The 18,034-nt window shown below is 44.3% G+C and carries 15 protein-coding genes; 8 read left to right on the forward strand and 7 right to left on the reverse strand.

Features of this window, described 5'->3' with window-relative positions:
* The first annotated feature begins 443 nt into the window (after nucleotides 1-443).
* Together ASN18_RS15455 and ASN18_RS15460 are read left to right on the forward strand one after the other, a co-directional pair.
* The gene (locus ASN18_RS15455; protein ID WP_085053682.1) at nucleotides 444-935 is read left to right on the forward strand and encodes a Crp/Fnr family transcriptional regulator; all 492 of its coding nucleotides are present in this window, start codon (nucleotides 444-446) and stop codon (nucleotides 933-935) included.
* 50 nt (nucleotides 936-985) lie between these two features.
* Complete coding sequence (locus ASN18_RS15460) at nucleotides 986-1,738, forward strand: formylglycine-generating enzyme family protein (RefSeq protein ID WP_085053683.1); 753 nt, start codon at nucleotides 986-988, stop codon at nucleotides 1,736-1,738.
* A 218-nt stretch (nucleotides 1,739-1,956) separates the two neighbouring features.
* On the opposite strand, the gene moaA is transcribed toward ASN18_RS15460, so the two are convergent.
* The 5 genes from moaA to hemL form a co-directional block, all read right to left on the reverse strand.
* Entirely contained in the window at nucleotides 1,957-2,988 is a 1,032-nt protein-coding gene (gene moaA / locus ASN18_RS15465) for a GTP 3',8-cyclase MoaA (RefSeq protein WP_085053684.1), read from the reverse strand.
* 13 nt (nucleotides 2,989-3,001) lie between these two features.
* Nucleotides 3,002-3,736: a hypothetical protein gene (locus ASN18_RS15470; RefSeq protein WP_085053685.1), complete on the reverse strand. Its 735-nt coding sequence runs from the start codon at nucleotides 3,734-3,736 to the stop codon at nucleotides 3,002-3,004.
* Between the two features lie 28 nt (nucleotides 3,737-3,764).
* On the reverse strand, nucleotides 3,765-4,976 hold the full coding sequence (locus tag ASN18_RS15475) for a radical SAM/SPASM domain-containing protein (RefSeq protein ID WP_236861821.1): 1,212 nt from the start codon (nucleotides 4,974-4,976) through the stop codon (nucleotides 3,765-3,767).
* Nucleotides 4,976-6,076 (reverse strand): universal stress protein, encoded by a 1,101-nt coding sequence (locus ASN18_RS15480; RefSeq protein ID WP_157073046.1) that lies wholly within the window; start codon nucleotides 6,074-6,076, stop codon nucleotides 4,976-4,978. Before ASN18_RS15480 ends, ASN18_RS15475 begins: the two co-directional genes overlap by 1 nt.
* Nucleotides 6,077-6,194: 118 nt before the next feature.
* Complete coding sequence (hemL, locus tag ASN18_RS15485) at nucleotides 6,195-7,484, reverse strand: glutamate-1-semialdehyde 2,1-aminomutase (protein WP_085053688.1); 1,290 nt, start codon at nucleotides 7,482-7,484, stop codon at nucleotides 6,195-6,197.
* A gap of 281 nt (nucleotides 7,485-7,765) precedes the next feature.
* Between hemL and ASN18_RS17830 the strand changes: the two genes are divergently transcribed.
* From ASN18_RS17830 to ispG, 6 genes are all read left to right on the forward strand, one after another.
* Nucleotides 7,766-7,888 (forward strand): hypothetical protein, encoded by a 123-nt coding sequence (locus ASN18_RS17830; RefSeq protein ID WP_306689115.1) that lies wholly within the window; start codon nucleotides 7,766-7,768, stop codon nucleotides 7,886-7,888.
* A 189-nt stretch (nucleotides 7,889-8,077) separates the two neighbouring features.
* Complete coding sequence (locus ASN18_RS15490; protein ID WP_085053689.1) at nucleotides 8,078-9,874, forward strand: tetratricopeptide repeat protein; 1,797 nt, start codon at nucleotides 8,078-8,080, stop codon at nucleotides 9,872-9,874.
* Nucleotides 9,875-9,918: 44 nt separating this feature from the next.
* Complete coding sequence (locus ASN18_RS15495) at nucleotides 9,919-10,602, forward strand: metallophosphoesterase (RefSeq protein WP_085053690.1); 684 nt, start codon at nucleotides 9,919-9,921, stop codon at nucleotides 10,600-10,602.
* Between the two features lie 271 nt (nucleotides 10,603-10,873).
* Nucleotides 10,874-14,260 (forward strand): EAL domain-containing protein, encoded by a 3,387-nt coding sequence (locus ASN18_RS15500; RefSeq protein ID WP_085053691.1) that lies wholly within the window; start codon nucleotides 10,874-10,876, stop codon nucleotides 14,258-14,260.
* Between the two features lie 68 nt (nucleotides 14,261-14,328).
* Nucleotides 14,329-15,336: an endolytic transglycosylase MltG gene (mltG, locus tag ASN18_RS15505; protein ID WP_085053692.1), complete on the forward strand. Its 1,008-nt coding sequence runs from the start codon at nucleotides 14,329-14,331 to the stop codon at nucleotides 15,334-15,336.
* A gap of 2 nt (nucleotides 15,337-15,338) precedes the next feature.
* The gene (gene ispG, locus ASN18_RS15510; protein WP_085053693.1) at nucleotides 15,339-16,388 is read left to right on the forward strand and encodes a flavodoxin-dependent (E)-4-hydroxy-3-methylbut-2-enyl-diphosphate synthase; all 1,050 of its coding nucleotides are present in this window, start codon (nucleotides 15,339-15,341) and stop codon (nucleotides 16,386-16,388) included.
* 77 nt (nucleotides 16,389-16,465) lie between these two features.
* On the opposite strand, the gene ASN18_RS15515 is transcribed toward ispG, so the two are convergent.
* Both ASN18_RS15515 and ASN18_RS15520 read right to left on the reverse strand, forming a co-directional pair.
* Nucleotides 16,466-17,587, reverse strand: coding sequence for a hybrid sensor histidine kinase/response regulator (locus ASN18_RS15515; RefSeq protein ID WP_085053694.1), 1,122 nt, complete (start codon nucleotides 17,585-17,587; stop codon nucleotides 16,466-16,468).
* A gap of 72 nt (nucleotides 17,588-17,659) precedes the next feature.
* On the reverse strand, nucleotides 17,660-18,034 hold the full coding sequence (locus ASN18_RS15520) for a response regulator (protein WP_085053695.1): 375 nt from the start codon (nucleotides 18,032-18,034) through the stop codon (nucleotides 17,660-17,662).

Raw genomic sequence — 18,034 nt, forward strand, 5'->3', positions numbered from 1 at the left:
ACATGATATCACGTCGGCATATGTGTAAATATATAATACGCGTGCATTGTATTATATAAGTATTAAACAGCGTATGAATTATGATAATGCACACCTCCTCACATCTATAAGTCATACCTGTTTACGAAACACCATCATCAGGTACAGCAAGTCCAATGATGGATTATAGTGAATTTACGCCATAATTAATGGCTGTTATGTTATGTCATGAACAAAATAAGTGTTGTTGTATAAGCATTTTTTATCTTAGACATAAACATAAATTCATTATCTATAATTTATAGTCAACATTCTCATAAGCCATTGTAGTTATTGTCACATCTTTATATCAGTGATTATAGTCACACTGCAGTAAATAAAATTTATTTACTGAGTGTGAATCTGTAACAGATTTGTAACGCATCAGATGGTAATATTGGTCACTATATTATTGAGGAGGGATTATGATAACAGTTGAGCATGAAACACAGCCGAGAAATGGATGTGAGTGTGATGAAAACCAACTCCGTCTGTTTCCATGCCTTTCAGTGGTTAGTGATGATGCTGTTGTAGCTATAGCACGGAAATCCTTTGTGAAGAGATACTGGAGGGGTGATGTATTGTTTAAGGCGTCAGACAAGGCCAAGTTCTTCTTTATAGTAGAGAGAGGGGCCATACAACTTCATAATAATTCAGAGGATGCCAGAGAGGTAGAAATCCGAGTCTTGACAGAAGGGAACTTTTATTGTGGAACACCAACATGCGCTCGTAATGATAACACGGTCAACGCGCTGGCAGTTGAGGATACGTCTGTGATAGCGATACCGCGTGATGATTTTGTGAGCGTGATTCATAGTGGACTGACAGAATTCGGGATTGAGGTCTTGACAATGGCTTGTACTCGGGTAAAACAATTGTCAACTATGATGAGAAGCATAGAGAGACACAGTTGTTAGGCGTCCCGGCATATGACCGGGTTAAATCATAATGATGGAGGATATGTGTTATGAAGAAGTCAGCGATGGTAGTGTGTATGTTGTTTGTGATGTTAATTGTATCTCAAACCGTGTATGGTCAAAGTGTAAGCGACATTCCGATGGCGTTTGTGAAGGGCGGATGTTTTCAGATGGGAGATACGTTTGGTGATGGGCAGCAAAATGAAAGGCCATTGCATAGGGTATGTGTAAGTGATTTCTACATGGGGAAGTACCAGGTAACACAGGGGCTGTGGAAGGAAGTGATGGGCGATAATCCATCTAAGCTTCAAATAGGAGATAGTTTTCCGGTAGAGTCAGTAAGCTGGAACGACATACAACGGTTTATCTCAAGGTTGAATCATATGACTGGCAAGAACTATAATTTGCCCACCGAGGCGCAGTGGGAGTATAGCTGCCGCGAAGGGGGCAAGGAAGTGAAATATGTGAAGAACATCACTGACAAAGAGCTTACTGATTACGCATGGTACAGAGGTAATTCTGATGGCACGACACACACCGTAGGGCAAAAACATCCTAACGAGCTAGGTCTTTATGATATGGTTGGCAATGTATGGGTGTGGATAAGAGATGTTTATGCCAAAGATGCTTATGCCGAAAGTGGAACAGATAATCCTGTAAATATGTCAGGCGACGGCAGACGTGTAATTCGAGGGGGTAATTTCAGTAGTGATTCAAATAACCTGAGATGCTCCAGAAGAGGCAGCTATCACCCCAACATCCAGGAACAAGACATAGGTTTTCGCCTTGTTCTTGAGCCGTAATATTGTAGGTTAAGCAGTGCTGATAACGATGTAATCTGGTAAGTAAAGCTGTTATGAAATGCGGTTATTCTGGCGTGGTGGAGACTGGGCATACAACAGTCTGGCCTGAATCACACCAGAAATAACCGCTGTCTTATTTGAATGTGTTTAAGGAATAGTCTGAACATAGTGACACAAGCAGGGTGATGAAAATTATTAAATTTTCAGCAGTGCGTTATCTAACCGCCGACGCCGGACATTATAAACGGGGCGCCTGAGGCTGTGGGTGTGTCTGTTTCTGTGCCGTCAGTGATATGGTGTCTCTCCGGCTTTAAATCTACGGCCTGAAGGATTAATCCCTGCAGCTCCTCTTTTGAGGCATTATGCCGCAGTGCGTCAAACAGACTGACTTCGATATTTGAATACAGGCATGGTCGTAATCTGCCGTCTGCTGTGAGGCGAAGTCTGTTGCATTGGGAACAAAATCGGCACGTCACCGCGCTTATTATCCCTATGATTCCATTTGTGTGCTCCGCGTGGTCAGTTACGCTGAAATACCGCGCCGGGCCGTGTTTCCTTAACTTCAATGGGGTTATGTGAAATTCCCTTTCAATTCGGCGCTTTATCTCGTCTGTGCCTATAAACCCCTTATTAAATAAATGTTCGTTTACTACTGTCGGCATCAGCTCTATAAATCTTATCTGGCAGCCTGTCTGTATCCCAAACCTAACAAACGCCTCTATCTCATCATCATTTATGCCAACCATCGGCACCATGTTTAATTTTACCGGCAATAACTCCGCCGCCTCTGCCGCCCTTATGCCCGCCATTACTTTATCGAAGTCTCCACCTTTGGTAATCTCTGCGTAACGGTCTGCCCTTAATGAATCAAGGCTTATGTTTACCCTATCAAGGCCGGATTGAGCCAAAGCCGAAGTCATCCCCGCGAGGCGCTGCCCGTTTGTCGTCAGGCTCAACTCCTCTATCCCAGGGATTTCCTTTATACCCTTCACCAGTTCATCGATGGAGTTTCTTACTAATGGCTCCCCGCCTGTCAGTCTTATCTTCTTTATCCCAAGTGTCGCAGCAACATCGACAAACCGCACAATCTCCTCGTATGTCAGGATAGAATCAGTGTTAATTTTTCCATCTTGATAGCAGCCGCTTTTCATCGTATCGGGCATACAATAGACGCACCTCAGGTTGCACCTGTCTGTGACAGATATGCGTATGTAGTCTATGGAGCGCCCAAAGTTATCTGTTAACTGCATCAGTGTCCTGCCATCAGTGTCCTGTTGATGCCTTTGACCAGGGGGATTTATCAAGGACTTCTTTTATTTTTATCAGATATCCAAATGGATAATCGGGCTGAAAGATGTGAAACTTGTCAAACTCAAAAAGTTTTCTCGACGCAAGCAAAAATCTATAGTACGGGTTATTTTTATTAAGTATTTCTATGTGGCCGTTGACCTGAAAACTAATGTAGGACACCCCCATGCCGCCGCCTGCCGAAGCGCCGTCAGCCTGATGCATCCCTACGTAGAGCAGACTTGCATTGCTGTTTTCATTGAGATTATCAAGCGTCTTTCCACCAAATATCTCAAGGCCGCCAAGAACCGATGGATCGAAATTCCCTATGTCGCCGTAGAGTTTATTAATTGCCCCAACTCTCTCTGTGATTGACTCCATGTGGGGTTTTGTCCGCGATGACACGGTAATAGTCTCAAACATCTCCGTAAAGGATGTGAGCAGTTCGTCGCGTGGTATCAATCCTATTCCCTTTACTGTCATATTAACCGGATAGCCCGTATCAACAACATCGTCATTGCCCCCATTACCCCCATTACACATGGAGGCAGGCCATGTGGCCATGACCGGCAAGTGCGCAGAGAAATAGCGCAGCGGCTTGCCTTCTTTCATTTCGTTTATAAAATTCATCCTCGACGTTACAAGCCACTCAAGACACCGCTGCGGAAGTGCATTAACAGTCTTCTTTTGTTTCATCTCTACATGGAACATATTAGGTATTACCCCCTTCTTTAGACGCTCAACGTTTATGCGATGGGCTGCGTTTTTTTACCTCATCAAGGAGTTCGGTTGTGATTAGTGTTGCGCCTTTTTCTTTGGCTGCCTTTTCTATTGCCTTAATTACCATTTTTCTCACGAATGCAGGGACTGCCTTTATTCTTTGTCTAGCAGCATCGTCCCACTGCATCTCAGATTTTAAATCGTCAGTATCTACTTTTAGCGTCTCCACGCCTTGTTTTGGTTCATATGTACAGAGCGGGTCCTCATCCATAAAGTCATCTTTTTCGGCCAGCGCCCTTGCCCTGCATCCACCGCAGACCTCAGTATATTCACAGCGTCCGCACCTGCCTCCATATTTGCCATCCCTCATGGCCCCAAGCTTATCAGAATTTTCCCATATATCGGCAATTGACTCAGACTTCACATTGCCAAGTACGTCCGGCATGTACGGGCAGGCCGTTACATTTCCATATGAATCAATGCGCATATAGGAGCGCCCTGCCAGACAGCCCCTTGTCCCCGATGGGATGTGAGCGCCGTCTTCGTGCATAAACCTGTAAATATGAGGGGCGCACCGTGCCCTGACCATAAGGCGCCGCTCTGACTGTGAGAGTTCCACTATCTTTCTTAGCGCGCTGTCATAGTTTTCAGTAGATATGAATGTCTTCATCGCCCTGCCAGTACATACAAGAAAAAAGAAGTTCACCGCCTTAGCACCCAGCTCCACACCAAGCGCAACGAACTTTTCTATATCAGCACAATTGTTGTCCATCACAGTAACGTCAAGCTGTGTCTCTATGTCGGACTCTTTTAGCAGCCGCAGGGCCTCAAGCGCCTTTGACCACGAACCACTGATGCCGCGAAATGAATCATGAGCGTCAGGGATTGAGGAATCTATGCTGATACCGGCCCCTCTGAGTCCGGCGTCTTTGAGCTTCTTTACATTGTCGCTTGTTACAAGTGTTCCGTTTGTGCCTAAAACGGTGATAAATCCTACCGCTGCCGCATGTCCTATGAGTTCATATATGTCTGGTCTTATCATAGGCTCTCCGCCGGTTACTATCAGCATCATGGATTTATTTATGGCGGCAAGGGAGCCAATTAGTGCTTTGCACTGATGTGTGTCTAGCTCCGGCGCTTCCGGTGTGCCAGCGTCTATGTAGCAATGGCCGCATGATAGGTTGCAGCGCTTTGTTATGTTCCATGAGACAATATATGGCTGATATTTCATCACATTACCCATCCCTTGTGTTCCTTGGCTCGTGAGACAAATACGCTGCACGGGGCATATCTTATGACATTTTCTGCCACAGACCCAATATCTACTCCTTCAATGTAATGTCTTCCGGTTCTCCCGATGAATATAAGTTCGGCAGATACCTTAGCTGCGTAATCACAAATGGATTTATATATATGTCCAGACAGTACCTGTTTTATCACAGGTTTGAGCCTCAGTCTATCTCCAACAAGGCCCCAACCGGCTGACATTATCCCTGCCTGGTTTCCATTGAGCGCCTCTTTCTCTGCCCTGTCAATTATCATGACACCCACCTTCTCAAGCCCTACGTCTATGAAATCGTCATGGGCCTTTTCCTGTTCTTTCGTATTAAAGGTAAACCCATCGCCCTCTATTAATGAGTCCTTCAGTCTGGCAAAGACATCCCTGTGCAGGGCAGTGTCAAATACATAGAGGAGGTGCAGTTGGGCGTCAAATGTCTCGGCAGTCTCCTTTGCCATTTTAAGTGCTGAAATCGATGTCTCACTTCCATCGAGGCACACAACAATATTTGGGCTGTCAAAGTTTACAGCCCTTTTCACCACAAGATAGTCTGCGTCAGTTGTCCTTATTACCCGCATACAGACGCTTCCGATAAAGCCTGGTTCCCTGTGGTTGAATCCAGACGCACCCAATACGACAAGCGTTGCGTCGTCCTCATTTTCTCGTATCATCTCGTTTATGGCGATAAAATTTTTACCCTCTTTTATCTTTGATTTGTAAGACACCCCAGCGGTGCTGAATAATTCCTCACAGGGTTTTAAATAAGAGATAGAGATACGCTCCATGCCTACGTTTATTAGGGTATTATGGGCATCTCTCTGTTTTTTAAGTATCTCTTCTTTTTGATATTGAACGGGAAGCGTCGGCTCCATTATCCTAAACGCACCCTCGTGCATCGAGGCATTAAAGGCGTGAATACCTGTGACAGATAAGTTTAAACTAACAGCAAGCCTCACCGCGGCATCAGAGGCTGTCATAGACAGTTCGCTGTTATCAAAGCACAGTATCACACTTTTTATCAGACCGGCAGCCATCCTCTCTATTTTACACACAAGGTTATTTAATGTACAGCAACTTTAGTCACACAACACGCCCCTCCGTAAAATGAATTGCAGCCCTCCATCGGCCTTTTAAGTATTTTCACGGCGCGATGGGGGGCGTAAGTGGCAATTACATATTTCTTAAGACTTTGTAGCTCTTCCTCATTGAGAACTGTATATCGTATTTAGAATGGGATATCGACAGGAAGCAGGTCTCAAACTGTGAAGGCGGGAAGTAGACCCCTTCCTCAAGCATAGATCTGAAATATTCAGCATATAGTTTGGTGTCTGATTTTGCGGCTGTCTCGTAGTCATAGACATCGTGTTCGGTGAAGTACTGGCAGAACATACTGCCGATGCGGTAAAATTTGATGTCTGCCTTGGCGCGTTTAATCGCGTCTTTGAATCCGGCTTCAAGGATTTCAGCCTTAGACTCAAGCAGGTCGTAAAAACCTTTTCTCCCGATATTTTTAATCGTTTCAATACCAGCGGCCATTGCTGCCGGATTCCCTGAAAGTGTACCTGCCTGATATACAGGGCCGTCAGGAGAGACCAGCGACATAATCTCTTTCTTGCCGCCATAAGCGCCCGCTGGCAATCCACCGCCGATTATCTTGCCAAGACATGTCAAATCAGGCTTAATGTCATAAAGCTCCTGTGCGCCGCCAACAGCTACCCTGAAGCCGGTTACCACCTCGTCAAATATCAGCACAATTCCGTGTTTCTCTGTTATTTCCCTCAAACCTTCAAGAAATCCGGGCTTCGGCAGTACCAGGCCCATGTTGGCCGCTATGGGTTCGACAATTATACAGGCTATGTCCTTCCAGTCAGTTTGCACAACTGCCTCGACTGCCTTGATGTCGTTATATGGAACAGTTATCGTTTCCTGTGCATAGGACTGTGGCACTCCAAGACTTGAAGGCTGCCCATGAGTAGCGGCGCCTGAGCCAGCCTTTACCAGAAGTCCATCGGCATGACCGTGATAACAGCCCTCAAATTTCATCACCTTATCCCTCTTGGTAAACGCACGTGCTACTCTGATAGCGCTCATCGTTGCCTCAGTGCCTGAGCTTACTAAACGCATCCTCTCCATAGAGGGGTAATACTTCTGTATTATCTCGCCCATTTTTATCTCAAGCAGGGTCGGCGCCCCAAATGTTACGCCGTCTTCGGCTGCCTCTGTAAGGGCATCTACTACATCCTTGTGGGCGTGCCCTAAGATTAAAGGACCCCATGACATAACATAATCGATATAGCCGTTGCCGTCAACATCGAAAATCTTTGCCCCATAAGCTGTATCAATAAAGATTGGATTGCCTCCTACGGCCTTAAACGCCCTGACAGGACTGTTTACTCCGCCGGGAAACAGCTCCTCTGCCCTCTGGAACAATTTCTTAGATGTTCTCCAGTTTTTTCTCATGCTGTTACGCTCCTTTTGTATATAGATTTGCCGCTGAATCCATGTTGACTGCCGCTTGCCTGCCGCGCTGCCTGCCGCTTAACCCATACTAATTTTACTGTTAAGCCAGAGTAACATATAATGTTTAGTAAAGTAAAGCAGTTTTGCTAACTTTGTAAAATATATTTCTAAAAAGAATTCTTCTGTCACCACGGCGGCAATAATCTAATCATAACTATCTCTCAATGTAAATGTTGTTAAATCAGCTTGTTGTAAACCATAATCAGGTTAAATGCAGGCATATGGAACAAGGCAAAGCATTTATAGACAACATACACAGAAGCGTAGAATCGAATTACGGCGATTTCTTGTGTCAGTTGGTGTGTCAGCCCAATACAGCACAGTCTGGTCTGGAAATCCTGTGATAACTATCTTACCGGAGCATAACCATCTTAATGTTAAATAAAATCTTTTATTAATAACGTTCATATTTGCTATAATTGGTATGTGAAAACTAAATATAGACATGTTTGGCGGTACAAGCCGATGGTCATCAGCCTTGTGATAATCTTTACACAAGCATGGAAAAACAAGAGGAATAACTGGAGGAGCGAATGAGATTACGTTTGTTAATCGTACTGGCAGTCGGCTTATTTATTATATTTGGCGGGACTGGTTTTGCACAGGAAAATATCAAGCAGTGGAACTGCTTCCAAAAGGTTCACGAAAAGGCGCTGACAACTGCCATTGCATTGACTCCAACGCGGTTGAGATACGCACTGATACCATTTTATGATTCTATGGTTGATGAGTTGTACAAAACCGAATATAAACCAACGGCATATCAGGACAAGAAGGTGTTTGATAATCTCTATGAAGCAGCGGTCTTTGAGGCTCATAAGCGCAACGACCTGAAAAAAGACTACTTTTCGCGTCTGATGACAGACTTGTCGATGTATATAGTACAGAAGTATTATCCAGGCCGTATAGGTGGGTTTTGCGAGGAATGGACATATTTACGATATGCACCGGTGTTTTATGGAGGGTATGACGGCGGAGATAAGAAGCCGGACTTTACGAGATACGCACCAGTAATCTATGGGGGATATGAAAAAAAGCCGCCTTACTCGAACTTTAAAAACGTATTCTTCAGCGACAACCACACTGATACACCCATCAGATATACTGGCGACATGCTCTGGCATTACAACAAGACGGTCAATGAAATAGTAAATCTGTGGATTTCCGTGTGGAAGGATGCCGACAGAAACGCCGAATCTGTAATTGAGACATACACACTGGTTAATCCCGAGGACGTTTCACCGTTTAATCAGAAGGAGCCTAAGATATATGAAATGAGAGACGACTTTGGCTTATTCATTTATGAGGAAAAGAATAAGCCTGAGACCGTGCCCTTCAGCGGTTACAGGGCGGTATATGAGATGAGGGACGACGAGGGTATGTTTGTAATGTGGGAAAACAGTACATTAGAAAGGCCTGAAAACTACACTGAGATTTATGATATTAGAAACCGACAAGGGTTTTATTTTTACAGGCAGAGGTATAAGCTGATAAAGCCGCTGAGGGTGTTTTCCTCGATGCTCAACGCCACTGACTATGCCTTTAACGCCCTTGCAAACAAGAGATATTATGAGTCGGCGGCGATATTCGGCACATTGATAGACAGGAAGAACAATGACCCGGATATGTACTATGGACTTGGCATGGCGCTGTTTAATATTGATGATTACATAAACAGCCTGATTAACTTCAGTAAGGCTGGTGACCACAAGGAAAGTCTCTATTATGTGGGGCTGATAAATGAATCCCTTGCCCGTAAGGCAGCATCGTTTGATGCAAAGGTGAGCCTGCTTGCTGACAGCGCACGTGCGTATGAAAAATACGGCATTCTGAAGAATATCCCTGAAGCAGTAGAAAAAGGCAAGTCTGTCAATGTGCAGGCCTTGCGCCAATATACAAAGGAAATAGCGGCTGTAATCTCTAAAATTATGGAGCTGAATTCAAAACACAATCTGCAGGACGCTGGAATATATATCGAGTTGGCCGACAAGCTTAATAAAGAATACGTGAAGTTATCGAATTTATCAGGGGACCTCAACGATAAATATCTGGGGACTTACATACAGACCAACTTTGACGATGTTTTAGATATAATGGAAATATGCTATAAAGACAGCCTTGACCGTGCCACAACAAGCGAGGACTTACAAGCACATCAGGATGAACTCCTAAAGGCTGTCAAAGAGTTAAGAGAAGGAGAGGGTATGTCCTGCAAGGTTCAATGTGATAATAACTATGCCGCCTGCGGGCAAAGATGCCAATCCGCACAATGTCCTGACATATGTAAAGAAGTTTTTAACCGGTGTACCAGCGAGTGTAAGAAACTCTGACAAAAATGAGAAATGCCCGTAAGGTATTATGGAATTGAGTTATTATGGAGTTTAAGAGACAGATTGCCATAGGCGACATACACGGCTGCTATGGGCTTACGGTTGATTTAGTAGAAAATGTAATAAAATTCAACCCTGACCAAGACCAGTTGATTTTTATTGGCGACTATATTGACAGGGGCACAGACAGCGCTCAGGTTGTCCAATATGTTGACGATTTAAAAAACAAATACAACGAGCAAATCGTCCTGCTTGCAGGCAACCATGAATATCTTGCCTATAACGCATTTAAAATCAGGACAGCCGAGATGTTTCAACTGTGGATAATTAACGGCGGTGTAAACACAATTGAAAGCTATGACGGCATAGAAAATGCCCAGAGATATGAAAGCTCAGAGCGGTCTTTGGTGCCTTTTGTCGAAAGGCTTGAGTTTTATTATGAAACTAAGACTCATATCTTTGTACATGGCGGGATACCAACCGGTGAGACTGTAGAGACCGCCAAAAAACAATCCCTCCTGTGGGAAAGGAACTATGAAAGATACAGGGGCAAGGACATAATCGTTGGACACACCCCGCATAAGAACGTTACGAAGTACAAAAATGCCGTAGTTATAGACACCGGGGCAGTGTTTTACGGCAAACTCTCTGCCTATGACCCGATTAACGATAAAATCTACGACACCATAGTCTCAAATCCGAGACCACGGTCGAGACAAAAGGTTTAGAGCTGCTTAGTAAAATCTATAAATTTATTACAGAATGGCTAATCTGTAACTAATCTGTCACTGCACGTAATGTACTATATCCCCGGGAAAAGTCACCATTAAGCATGGCTTGAACCTTTAGTGACAGCAACTAAAAAGTATATTGATTTTACCTGTATGGATATGGCAATATTGATAGCGTGATAGGCAGTATACACTTGATGGCGGCGCGGTAGCGGGGTAATAATATGGGTATTACAAATAACCTGAATCGACGGAGAATGTTGACAAGATGATTGATCAGTCTGTTGCTGGCAAGCGGAGATATCTGAGAAGTTATCTAAACAACAAAATCTTTACTGTTTTCATGTTAGTGGCTGCTGTAATCTTATTGATATTTACGGCAGTATTGACTAAAGACAGAGAGATGAAAAGACTTCACAAATACGCATCAGGGCAATTAAATGTATATAACAGCTATTTGTTAGACATGGTAAAAAACTACCAGGCTTACTCCAGGATACTGTCTGAGCGTCCTTTTGTCGTAGAATTTGTAAAACATCCTAACAGGGGGGCAAATATAAATGATTATTTATTTAAGTTTAATGACTCAGCAGGGGCAGATTTAACATTTATAATTAATATGGATGGTATTGTAACAGCGTCGAGTAACTATAGAACTTCATTAAGTTTAGTTGGTAGGGATTTGAGTTTTAGAGAATATTTCATAAATGCCGTAAAAGGAACTCCAGACCAGTACACAGCCATTGGCACTGTTACAAAATCACCAGGATATTATATATCTTATCCGATAAAGAATGGGAAGCAGGTAATTGGTGTTGTTGTAGTGAAATTCGATTTAAAAATATTTACACCGCCTAATGCCGGAAATAATGAAATATTTATGGTTGAAGATAGCAACGGCGTTATCTTTCATTCAAGCGACGAAAGATATGTCTATCACTCTATGACTAAGCTGCCAGAAGATGTGCTGCAACAGATAAAAGACCGCAGGCAATATGAAAACGTAACCATAATGCCGCTGCCAATTAAAAATAGGGCTGGAAAGGACACCAGAACAACTGTTACCATTAGTCAAAAGGACAAGTCTGGCACTCAAGCGGCAGATACAGAATATCTTGAGGTAAGGACACATTATAAGGACTCTGACTGGAACGTAATCTTATTTATCAGCACCGCGCCTGTTGACAGGGATGTCATTAATAATTGCATATATGTATTGCTTGCGTCGCTTGCGGTTTATCTTATTGGCATCTTTGTTCTTTACAGGACTAAATCAAAAATCGCATTGGTGGAGAGCTATAATGATTTATTACATCAGAAGAGTGAGGCAGAATTACATGTAAAGGAACAGGAAATTATTAAATCTATCCTTAAGATATCGTTGCAGCCTGATTCTCTTAAGCTGCTATTGCAAAATATATTAGAACTAATATTGCAAAACCCGTGGATATCTTTACAATCGAAAGGGTGTATATTTCTTACAGATGAGGAATCAGGGCAGCTCAGAATCGCAGCATCTCATCATTTCAGCGCCGAGCAGTTGTCGATGTGTTCCCCTCTGCCATTTGGGCAATGTCTTTGCGGGTTGGCAGCATCTTCCAAAGAGATAGTGTTTTGTCCAGACTGCAATAAAGACGAAAAACACTCAGTCAGGTATGCAAATATGGCGGCACACGGGCATTACTGTGTGCCTATTATTTCAGGGGACAGATTACTGGGGGTATTCAATGTATACTTAAACGAAGGGCATGAAAAGAAAAAAGAGGACGATGTATTTTTGAAAAGTATTGCACGTACAATTGCCGGTGTAATCATGCGAAAGGAGTCAGAGGAAAAAATAAATCAAGGTTATTTGATTCAAAACACTATAAACTCGATACTGCAATTATCGATACAGACGTTTTCATTAAATGAATATTTAGATAAGTTCCTGGAGCTAATCAGCACAGTCCCATGGCTGTCAACAAAAACCAAAGGATGTATTTTTCTGACAGGAAACAACCGTGACGAGCTTGAGATGGTGGCTCATAGGGGTTTTTCCCAGCAGTTGTTAGACCTCTGCAGACGAGTACCTGTTGGCAGTTGCCTGTGTGGACGCAGTGCTTTTACGGGGAATGTGGTATTCACCGCTGAGGTTGATGACAGCCATGATACTACTTATGAAGGCATAAGTAATCATGGGCATTATTGTATCCCTATTAAGGTAAAGGACAGGACAATTGGTGTAATAAATCTGTACGTAGAGGCAGGTCATACACATACAGCTCTGGAAGAAGACTTCTTAGTGTCTGCTGCTAACACGCTCTCAGGCATTATTGAGCGTAAGCGTATGGAAGAGAAACTGGAGTATATGGCAAATAATGACACCCTTACCGGTCTGCCCAACAGGGTATTGTTTTTTGACAGATTAAGCCATGAAATAAAAAGCGGCACCCGTTATGGATACATGCTTGGCGTTTTGTACGTAGATATAGATAATTTCAAAATAGTAAACGACACGATGGGACACGATGTTGGAGACAAGCTAATTAAATCGATTGCTGACAGATTGACCAGAACTATTCGGGAAAGCGATACCGTGTCGCGTGTGAGCGGCGATGAGTTTACAGTGATACTGTCAAATGTGAACAATGTTAACCAGATTGAGACAATCACAAGTAAACTATTAACGCATTTAAAAGAACCATATGAAGTTAACGGGCAGCCTCTCACAATAACGGCAAGCATAGGAGTAAGCATTTGCCCGTCAGATGCCAATGGTGCTGGTGAGCTGTTAAGACATGCAGACACAGCCATGTATCACGCCAAAAAAGCAGGCAAAAATAATTATCTGTTATTTAAAGCTGACATGGATGAAGAGCTAAACAGACGCATATCTGTAGAGAAAGAACTGCGCCTAGCGCTTGAGCGCGATGAGTTAATCCTGCACTTCCAGCCGCAGGTAGATATATCAACCGGCATGATTATAGGGGCAGAAGCACTGGTGCGGTGGCAGCACCCGGAAAAGGGGCTGCTGTTCCCTGATAAATTCATAGCAGTTGCTGAAGATACGGGATTAATAATACCACTAGGCGAGCAGGTGCTCTACAAGAGCTGCAAACAAAATGCCGCGTGGCAGACCAAGGGGCTGCCCCCCATACTTATGGCCGTTAATGTATCGACAACTCAGATATCATGGAACTATGATCTTGCAGAAATGGTCTTTGACGTATTGAATAAGACGGAGATGTCTCCAGAACACTTAGAATTAGAGATTACAGAAAGTTTTTGTATGCAAAATGTGGACAGCACAATATCGATGCTGCGCAGATTTAACGCAATGGGCGTCAATGTCGCTATAGACGATTTTGGCACAGGCTACTCATCGCTGAGTTATTTAAAGCACCTGCCATTTAAAAAGCTGAAGATTGACCGTTCTTTTGTAAATGAGATTACAAATGACCAGGATGATTTGACGATTGTTAAGACAATTATAGACATGTCTCACAATCTCAGATTAAAGGTAATTGCCGAGGGAGTGGAGACAAAGGAGCAGTTGGAACTTTTGCGTGAGCTTGGATGCGATGAGGTACAGGGGTATCTGTTTAGTAAACCAGTGCCACCCGAAAAATTCGCCGTTATGCTGAAAGATGGAGCTTTTCCAATGCCGCAATAGCAGGGTATACCCTGTCCAATGTTTGAGATTATTGAGATTTTTGGGGCAGCCGCGTCGGCCGAAATTATATGAAAAAACTTGTCATCGTATCGATTACAACCGTACTCTTGGGTATTATTACTTTCCTTGTGGCCGAGTTCTATGTGCCGGTTACATATAACAAGGACGAACTGGAGGTACAAATCCCTAAAGGCTGCTCTCTCAGGCGGGCAATCAATATTCTCATGGAAAAGGGGGTCTTAAGACAGCTCTCAATTGTGTTTTATGCCGCCAAATACAAGGGTATTGACAGAAACCTGAAGCCTGGCATCTATGCCTTCCACACCGGCACAACCCCCCTTGAGGTACTCACAATTCTCATCAAAGGCGACACACTAAAGGTTCCCCTGATGGTTGTCCCAGGTGAGACTCTAAAAGAAATTGCTACAAAATTTCCAAATTTCAACGGCACGGAGGCAGATGAATTTCGCAGGCTTGCGTATGATAAGGCATTTCTAAACTCTATCGATATTAAAGCGGCCTCTGCCGAGGGTTATCTGTATCCTGAGACATATATATTTGAAAAAGGCATAACCCCCAAAGAAGGCATAACAACAATGGTGCATCAGCTCAGAAAAAGCTATCCATCGAATTTTAAAGACAGACTGAAAGCCGTCGGGCTGACAGAACATCAGCTTTTGACGCTTGCCTCTATTGTTGAAAAAGAGGCAAAGGTGGACACAGACCGTCCTCTTATAGCGGCAGTCTACTTCAACAGGCTTCATACAGGAATGCCCCTTCAGGCTGATCCAACTAGCATCTATGGCGTAAAGGATTTTAAATATGGCGTCTCAGCAGGAGACCTTCGCAATGACACACCTTATAATACTTACCTGCACACAGGGCTCCCTCCAGGGCCTATTGCATCGCCTTCGCTGAAATCCATAACCGCAACGCTTAACCCTGCAAAAGTGCCTTATCTGTATTTCGTGTCCAAAAAGGACGGCACACATTTCTTTTCTGAGACCTACTCGCGGCACAAAGAGGCCATTAGGATATATTCACAACAGACCGCACCTAAAAAAGGAGATAAATAACAATGTCTCAGACACGCACACGCAAAATATATGTCGGCACTGTAGCAGTAGGCGGCGATGCCCCTATCAGCGTTCAATCGATGACAAAGACCCCTACTACAGATGTTCAGGCGACTGTAAATCAGATAGCGGCGCTCAAAGAGGCAGGCTGTGACATAATCCGTATCGCAGTTTTAAACGACGATGCTGCCGAGGCCCTCAGCAAAATCAAACGCTCTGTCTCTATTCCCATCATTGCAGATATCCACTTTGACTGGAAACTCGCCCTAAAGTCCATAGCTGGCGGCGTCGATGGACTGAGGATAAATCCTGGCAACATTGGGGCGCTCTGGAAGGTCAAAGAACTCGTCAACGCCTGCAAAGACAAGGGAATCCCCATTCGCATTGGCGTAAATGCCGGCTCACTGCAAAAAGACATCCTGATGAGCTATGGTCATCCCACACCTGAGGCTATCGTGGAAAGCGCCCGAAGACATATCGAAATCCTCGAAGAGATGGACTTTAATCTCATCAAGGTATCCCTGAAGGCGTCCAATGTGCCATCAACGGTTGAGGCATACAGGGCATTTTCACGCCAGTACGACTATCCCCTGCACATAGGTGTCTCAGAGGCCGGGCCGCCCCCCTCAGGAATTATCAAGAGCGCGGTCGGACTTGGCATCCTGCTGTATGAAGGCATAGGGGACACAATGAGGGTCTCCCTGACTGCCCAGCCGGAGGAGGAGGTCAAGACCGCCTACTCAATATTAAGATCAATCGGTCTTCGGGCACACGGTATCGATATTATATCATGCCCCACCTGCGGGCGCACAAGAATCGACCTTATCAATCTCGTAAAAGAGGCCGAAGAACGTCTAAGACCTCTGAAAAAAACAATCACAGTTGCCATAATGGGCTGCGAGGTTAACGGTCCCGGTGAGGCAAAAGAGGCAGACGTAGGGATAGCAGGCGGCAATGGGGTAGGGCTGCTGTTCAAAAAAGGCGTAGTCGTGAAAAAGGTCATGGAGTCTGAACTCCTTGACTGCCTAGTTGAAACCATATCAACTCTTTAAAAGGGCGAAGCCCCAAAGAGCCCCAAAGAGGGGGTGCAGGGGACAAGTTCCCTGCCGGGAGTTTGAGGGCAGAGCCCTCATTCTTTAAGAACTATTTTGAACTCAGCGCCGCCCTCTATATTTGACGCTGTCAGCCGCCAGCCCATGTTTGTCTCTATTATCGTCTTAGACATATAAAGACCAATGCCCGTGCCCATATCCGGCGCTTTTGTCGTAAAGTAGGCGTCAAATATCCTGCCGATTATTGCTTCAGGGATACCGCCTCCGGTGTCACGTATGGTTATGGCCATAGCAGTGATGTGTATGTCAATGGCAGCTTTGGGGTTATTTGGATGAGTAAGAATTGCATCTCTGGCATTATTTATAAGATTCAGAATGACCTGTTTGAATTCGTTTGGATAGCCGGTTGTACTAAAATCATCCCCTGAGCAGCTAATGTTAATGGCTATGCCGCTTTTGGCAAAGTAGGGGGAGAACATGGAGATGACCTCTTCGATTGCATTTTTTACGCTAAAACTGGTCTTTGCTTTAGATGGACGGAGAAAATTTCTGAAATCGTCGGCTGTCCTAAGCATAAAATCTGTTTGGCTGATTATTGTGTTTACCGAGGAATGCAGGTATTGCTTGTCAAGCTCGTTATGGATAAAGGCGTCCTCAAGGTCCTGAGCCGTTGATGAGATTGCGTTTAACGGCTGCTTCCACTGGTGGACTATCATGCCCAGCATTTCACCCATTGCCGCCATTTTAGACTGCTGCACGAGTAACTGCTCCCTGCTTTGGCGTTTTGCAATTTCTGCGTCTATCTGTTGTTGTAAGGATTTTTGCAAAAAGTATAGTTTTAGATGAGTGCTTACACGGGAGAGGACCTCATCTCTCTGAAAGGGTTTACAGATATAGTCAACCCCTCCGCATTTGAATGCGTTGACCTTTTCGTTTACATCTGTTAGGGCGCTTATGAAAATCACGGGTATCCCCGCTGTTTTTGGGTTGGACTTCAGGGAGCGGCAAGTCTCATATCCATCCATGCCAGGCATCATGATATCCAGGAGGATGATATCAGGCATGTGCTTATTTACCATATCAAGCGCCTCCTGTCCGCCATATGCTGGCAGTACAGTATACCCCGCTGCCTTAAGCTGAACATCCAGCAGCCTTACATTTATGGGTTGATCATCAACGACTAGTATACAGTTGTTCATAGTTTTACCTTATAAAAGAATGAGGGCTCTGCCCTCAAACTCCCGGCAGGGAACTTGTCCCCTGCACCCCCTCTATTTGGCTTCGCCCAATTTAAAAAAAGATGAAACCGTATCCAAAAACTCTTTATACCTTATAGGCTTCGATACATAGCCGTCACATCCGGCCTCTCTCATGCGCTCCTCGTCCCCTTTCATTGCAAAGGCAGTAAGGGCAACCACCTTGATATGTTTCGTTTCCATATCTTGCTTCAACAGCCTGGTTGCTGTCAGGCCGTCCATCCCTGGAAGCTGTATGTCCATCAGGACAAGCGCGGGCTGCTCCTCTTTGGCAGTCTTGATTCCATCGACAGCGTTTACCGCCTCAAGCACCGTGTACCCTGAACGCCGGAGTATCTCCGCCGCTAACTTCATGTTTAAGGGATTATCTTCAATAATAAGGACTTTCAT

The sequence above is a fragment of the Candidatus Magnetominusculus xianensis genome, assembly GCA_001541255.1.
GTDB classification, from domain to species: Bacteria; Nitrospirota; Thermodesulfovibrionia; order Thermodesulfovibrionales; family Magnetobacteriaceae; genus Magnetominusculus; species Magnetominusculus xianensis.

Excerpts from the sequence above, each read along its gene's own strand:
- ASN18_RS15520 (WP_085053695.1), bottom strand. The coding sequence starts at position 18,034 with ATGAAAGTCCTTATTATTGAAGATAATCCCTTAAACATGAAGTTAGCG.
- ASN18_RS15515 (WP_085053694.1), bottom strand. The coding sequence starts at position 17,587 with ATGAACAACTGTATACTAGTCGTTGATGATCAACCCATAAATGTAAGG.
- ASN18_RS15490 (WP_085053689.1), top strand. The coding sequence starts at position 8,078 with ATGAGATTACGTTTGTTAATCGTACTGGCAGTCGGCTTATTTATTATA.
- ASN18_RS15495 (WP_085053690.1), top strand. The coding sequence starts at position 9,919 with ATGGAGTTTAAGAGACAGATTGCCATAGGCGACATACACGGCTGCTAT.
- mltG (WP_085053692.1), top strand. The coding sequence starts at position 14,329 with ATGAAAAAACTTGTCATCGTATCGATTACAACCGTACTCTTGGGTATT.
- ASN18_RS17830 (WP_306689115.1), top strand. The coding sequence starts at position 7,766 with ATGGAACAAGGCAAAGCATTTATAGACAACATACACAGAAGCGTAGAA.
- ASN18_RS15470 (WP_085053685.1), bottom strand. The coding sequence starts at position 3,736 with ATGTTCCATGTAGAGATGAAACAAAAGAAGACTGTTAATGCACTTCCG.
- ASN18_RS15475 (WP_236861821.1), bottom strand. The coding sequence starts at position 4,976 with ATGAAATATCAGCCATATATTGTCTCATGGAACATAACAAAGCGCTGC.
- ASN18_RS15455 (WP_085053682.1), top strand. The coding sequence starts at position 444 with ATGATAACAGTTGAGCATGAAACACAGCCGAGAAATGGATGTGAGTGT.
- hemL (WP_085053688.1), bottom strand. The coding sequence starts at position 7,484 with ATGAGAAAAAACTGGAGAACATCTAAGAAATTGTTCCAGAGGGCAGAG.
- ASN18_RS15500 (WP_085053691.1), top strand. The coding sequence starts at position 10,874 with ATGATTGATCAGTCTGTTGCTGGCAAGCGGAGATATCTGAGAAGTTAT.
- moaA (WP_085053684.1), bottom strand. The coding sequence starts at position 2,988 with ATGCAGTTAACAGATAACTTTGGGCGCTCCATAGACTACATACGCATA.
- ispG (WP_085053693.1), top strand. The coding sequence starts at position 15,339 with ATGTCTCAGACACGCACACGCAAAATATATGTCGGCACTGTAGCAGTA.
- ASN18_RS15460 (WP_085053683.1), top strand. The coding sequence starts at position 986 with ATGAAGAAGTCAGCGATGGTAGTGTGTATGTTGTTTGTGATGTTAATT.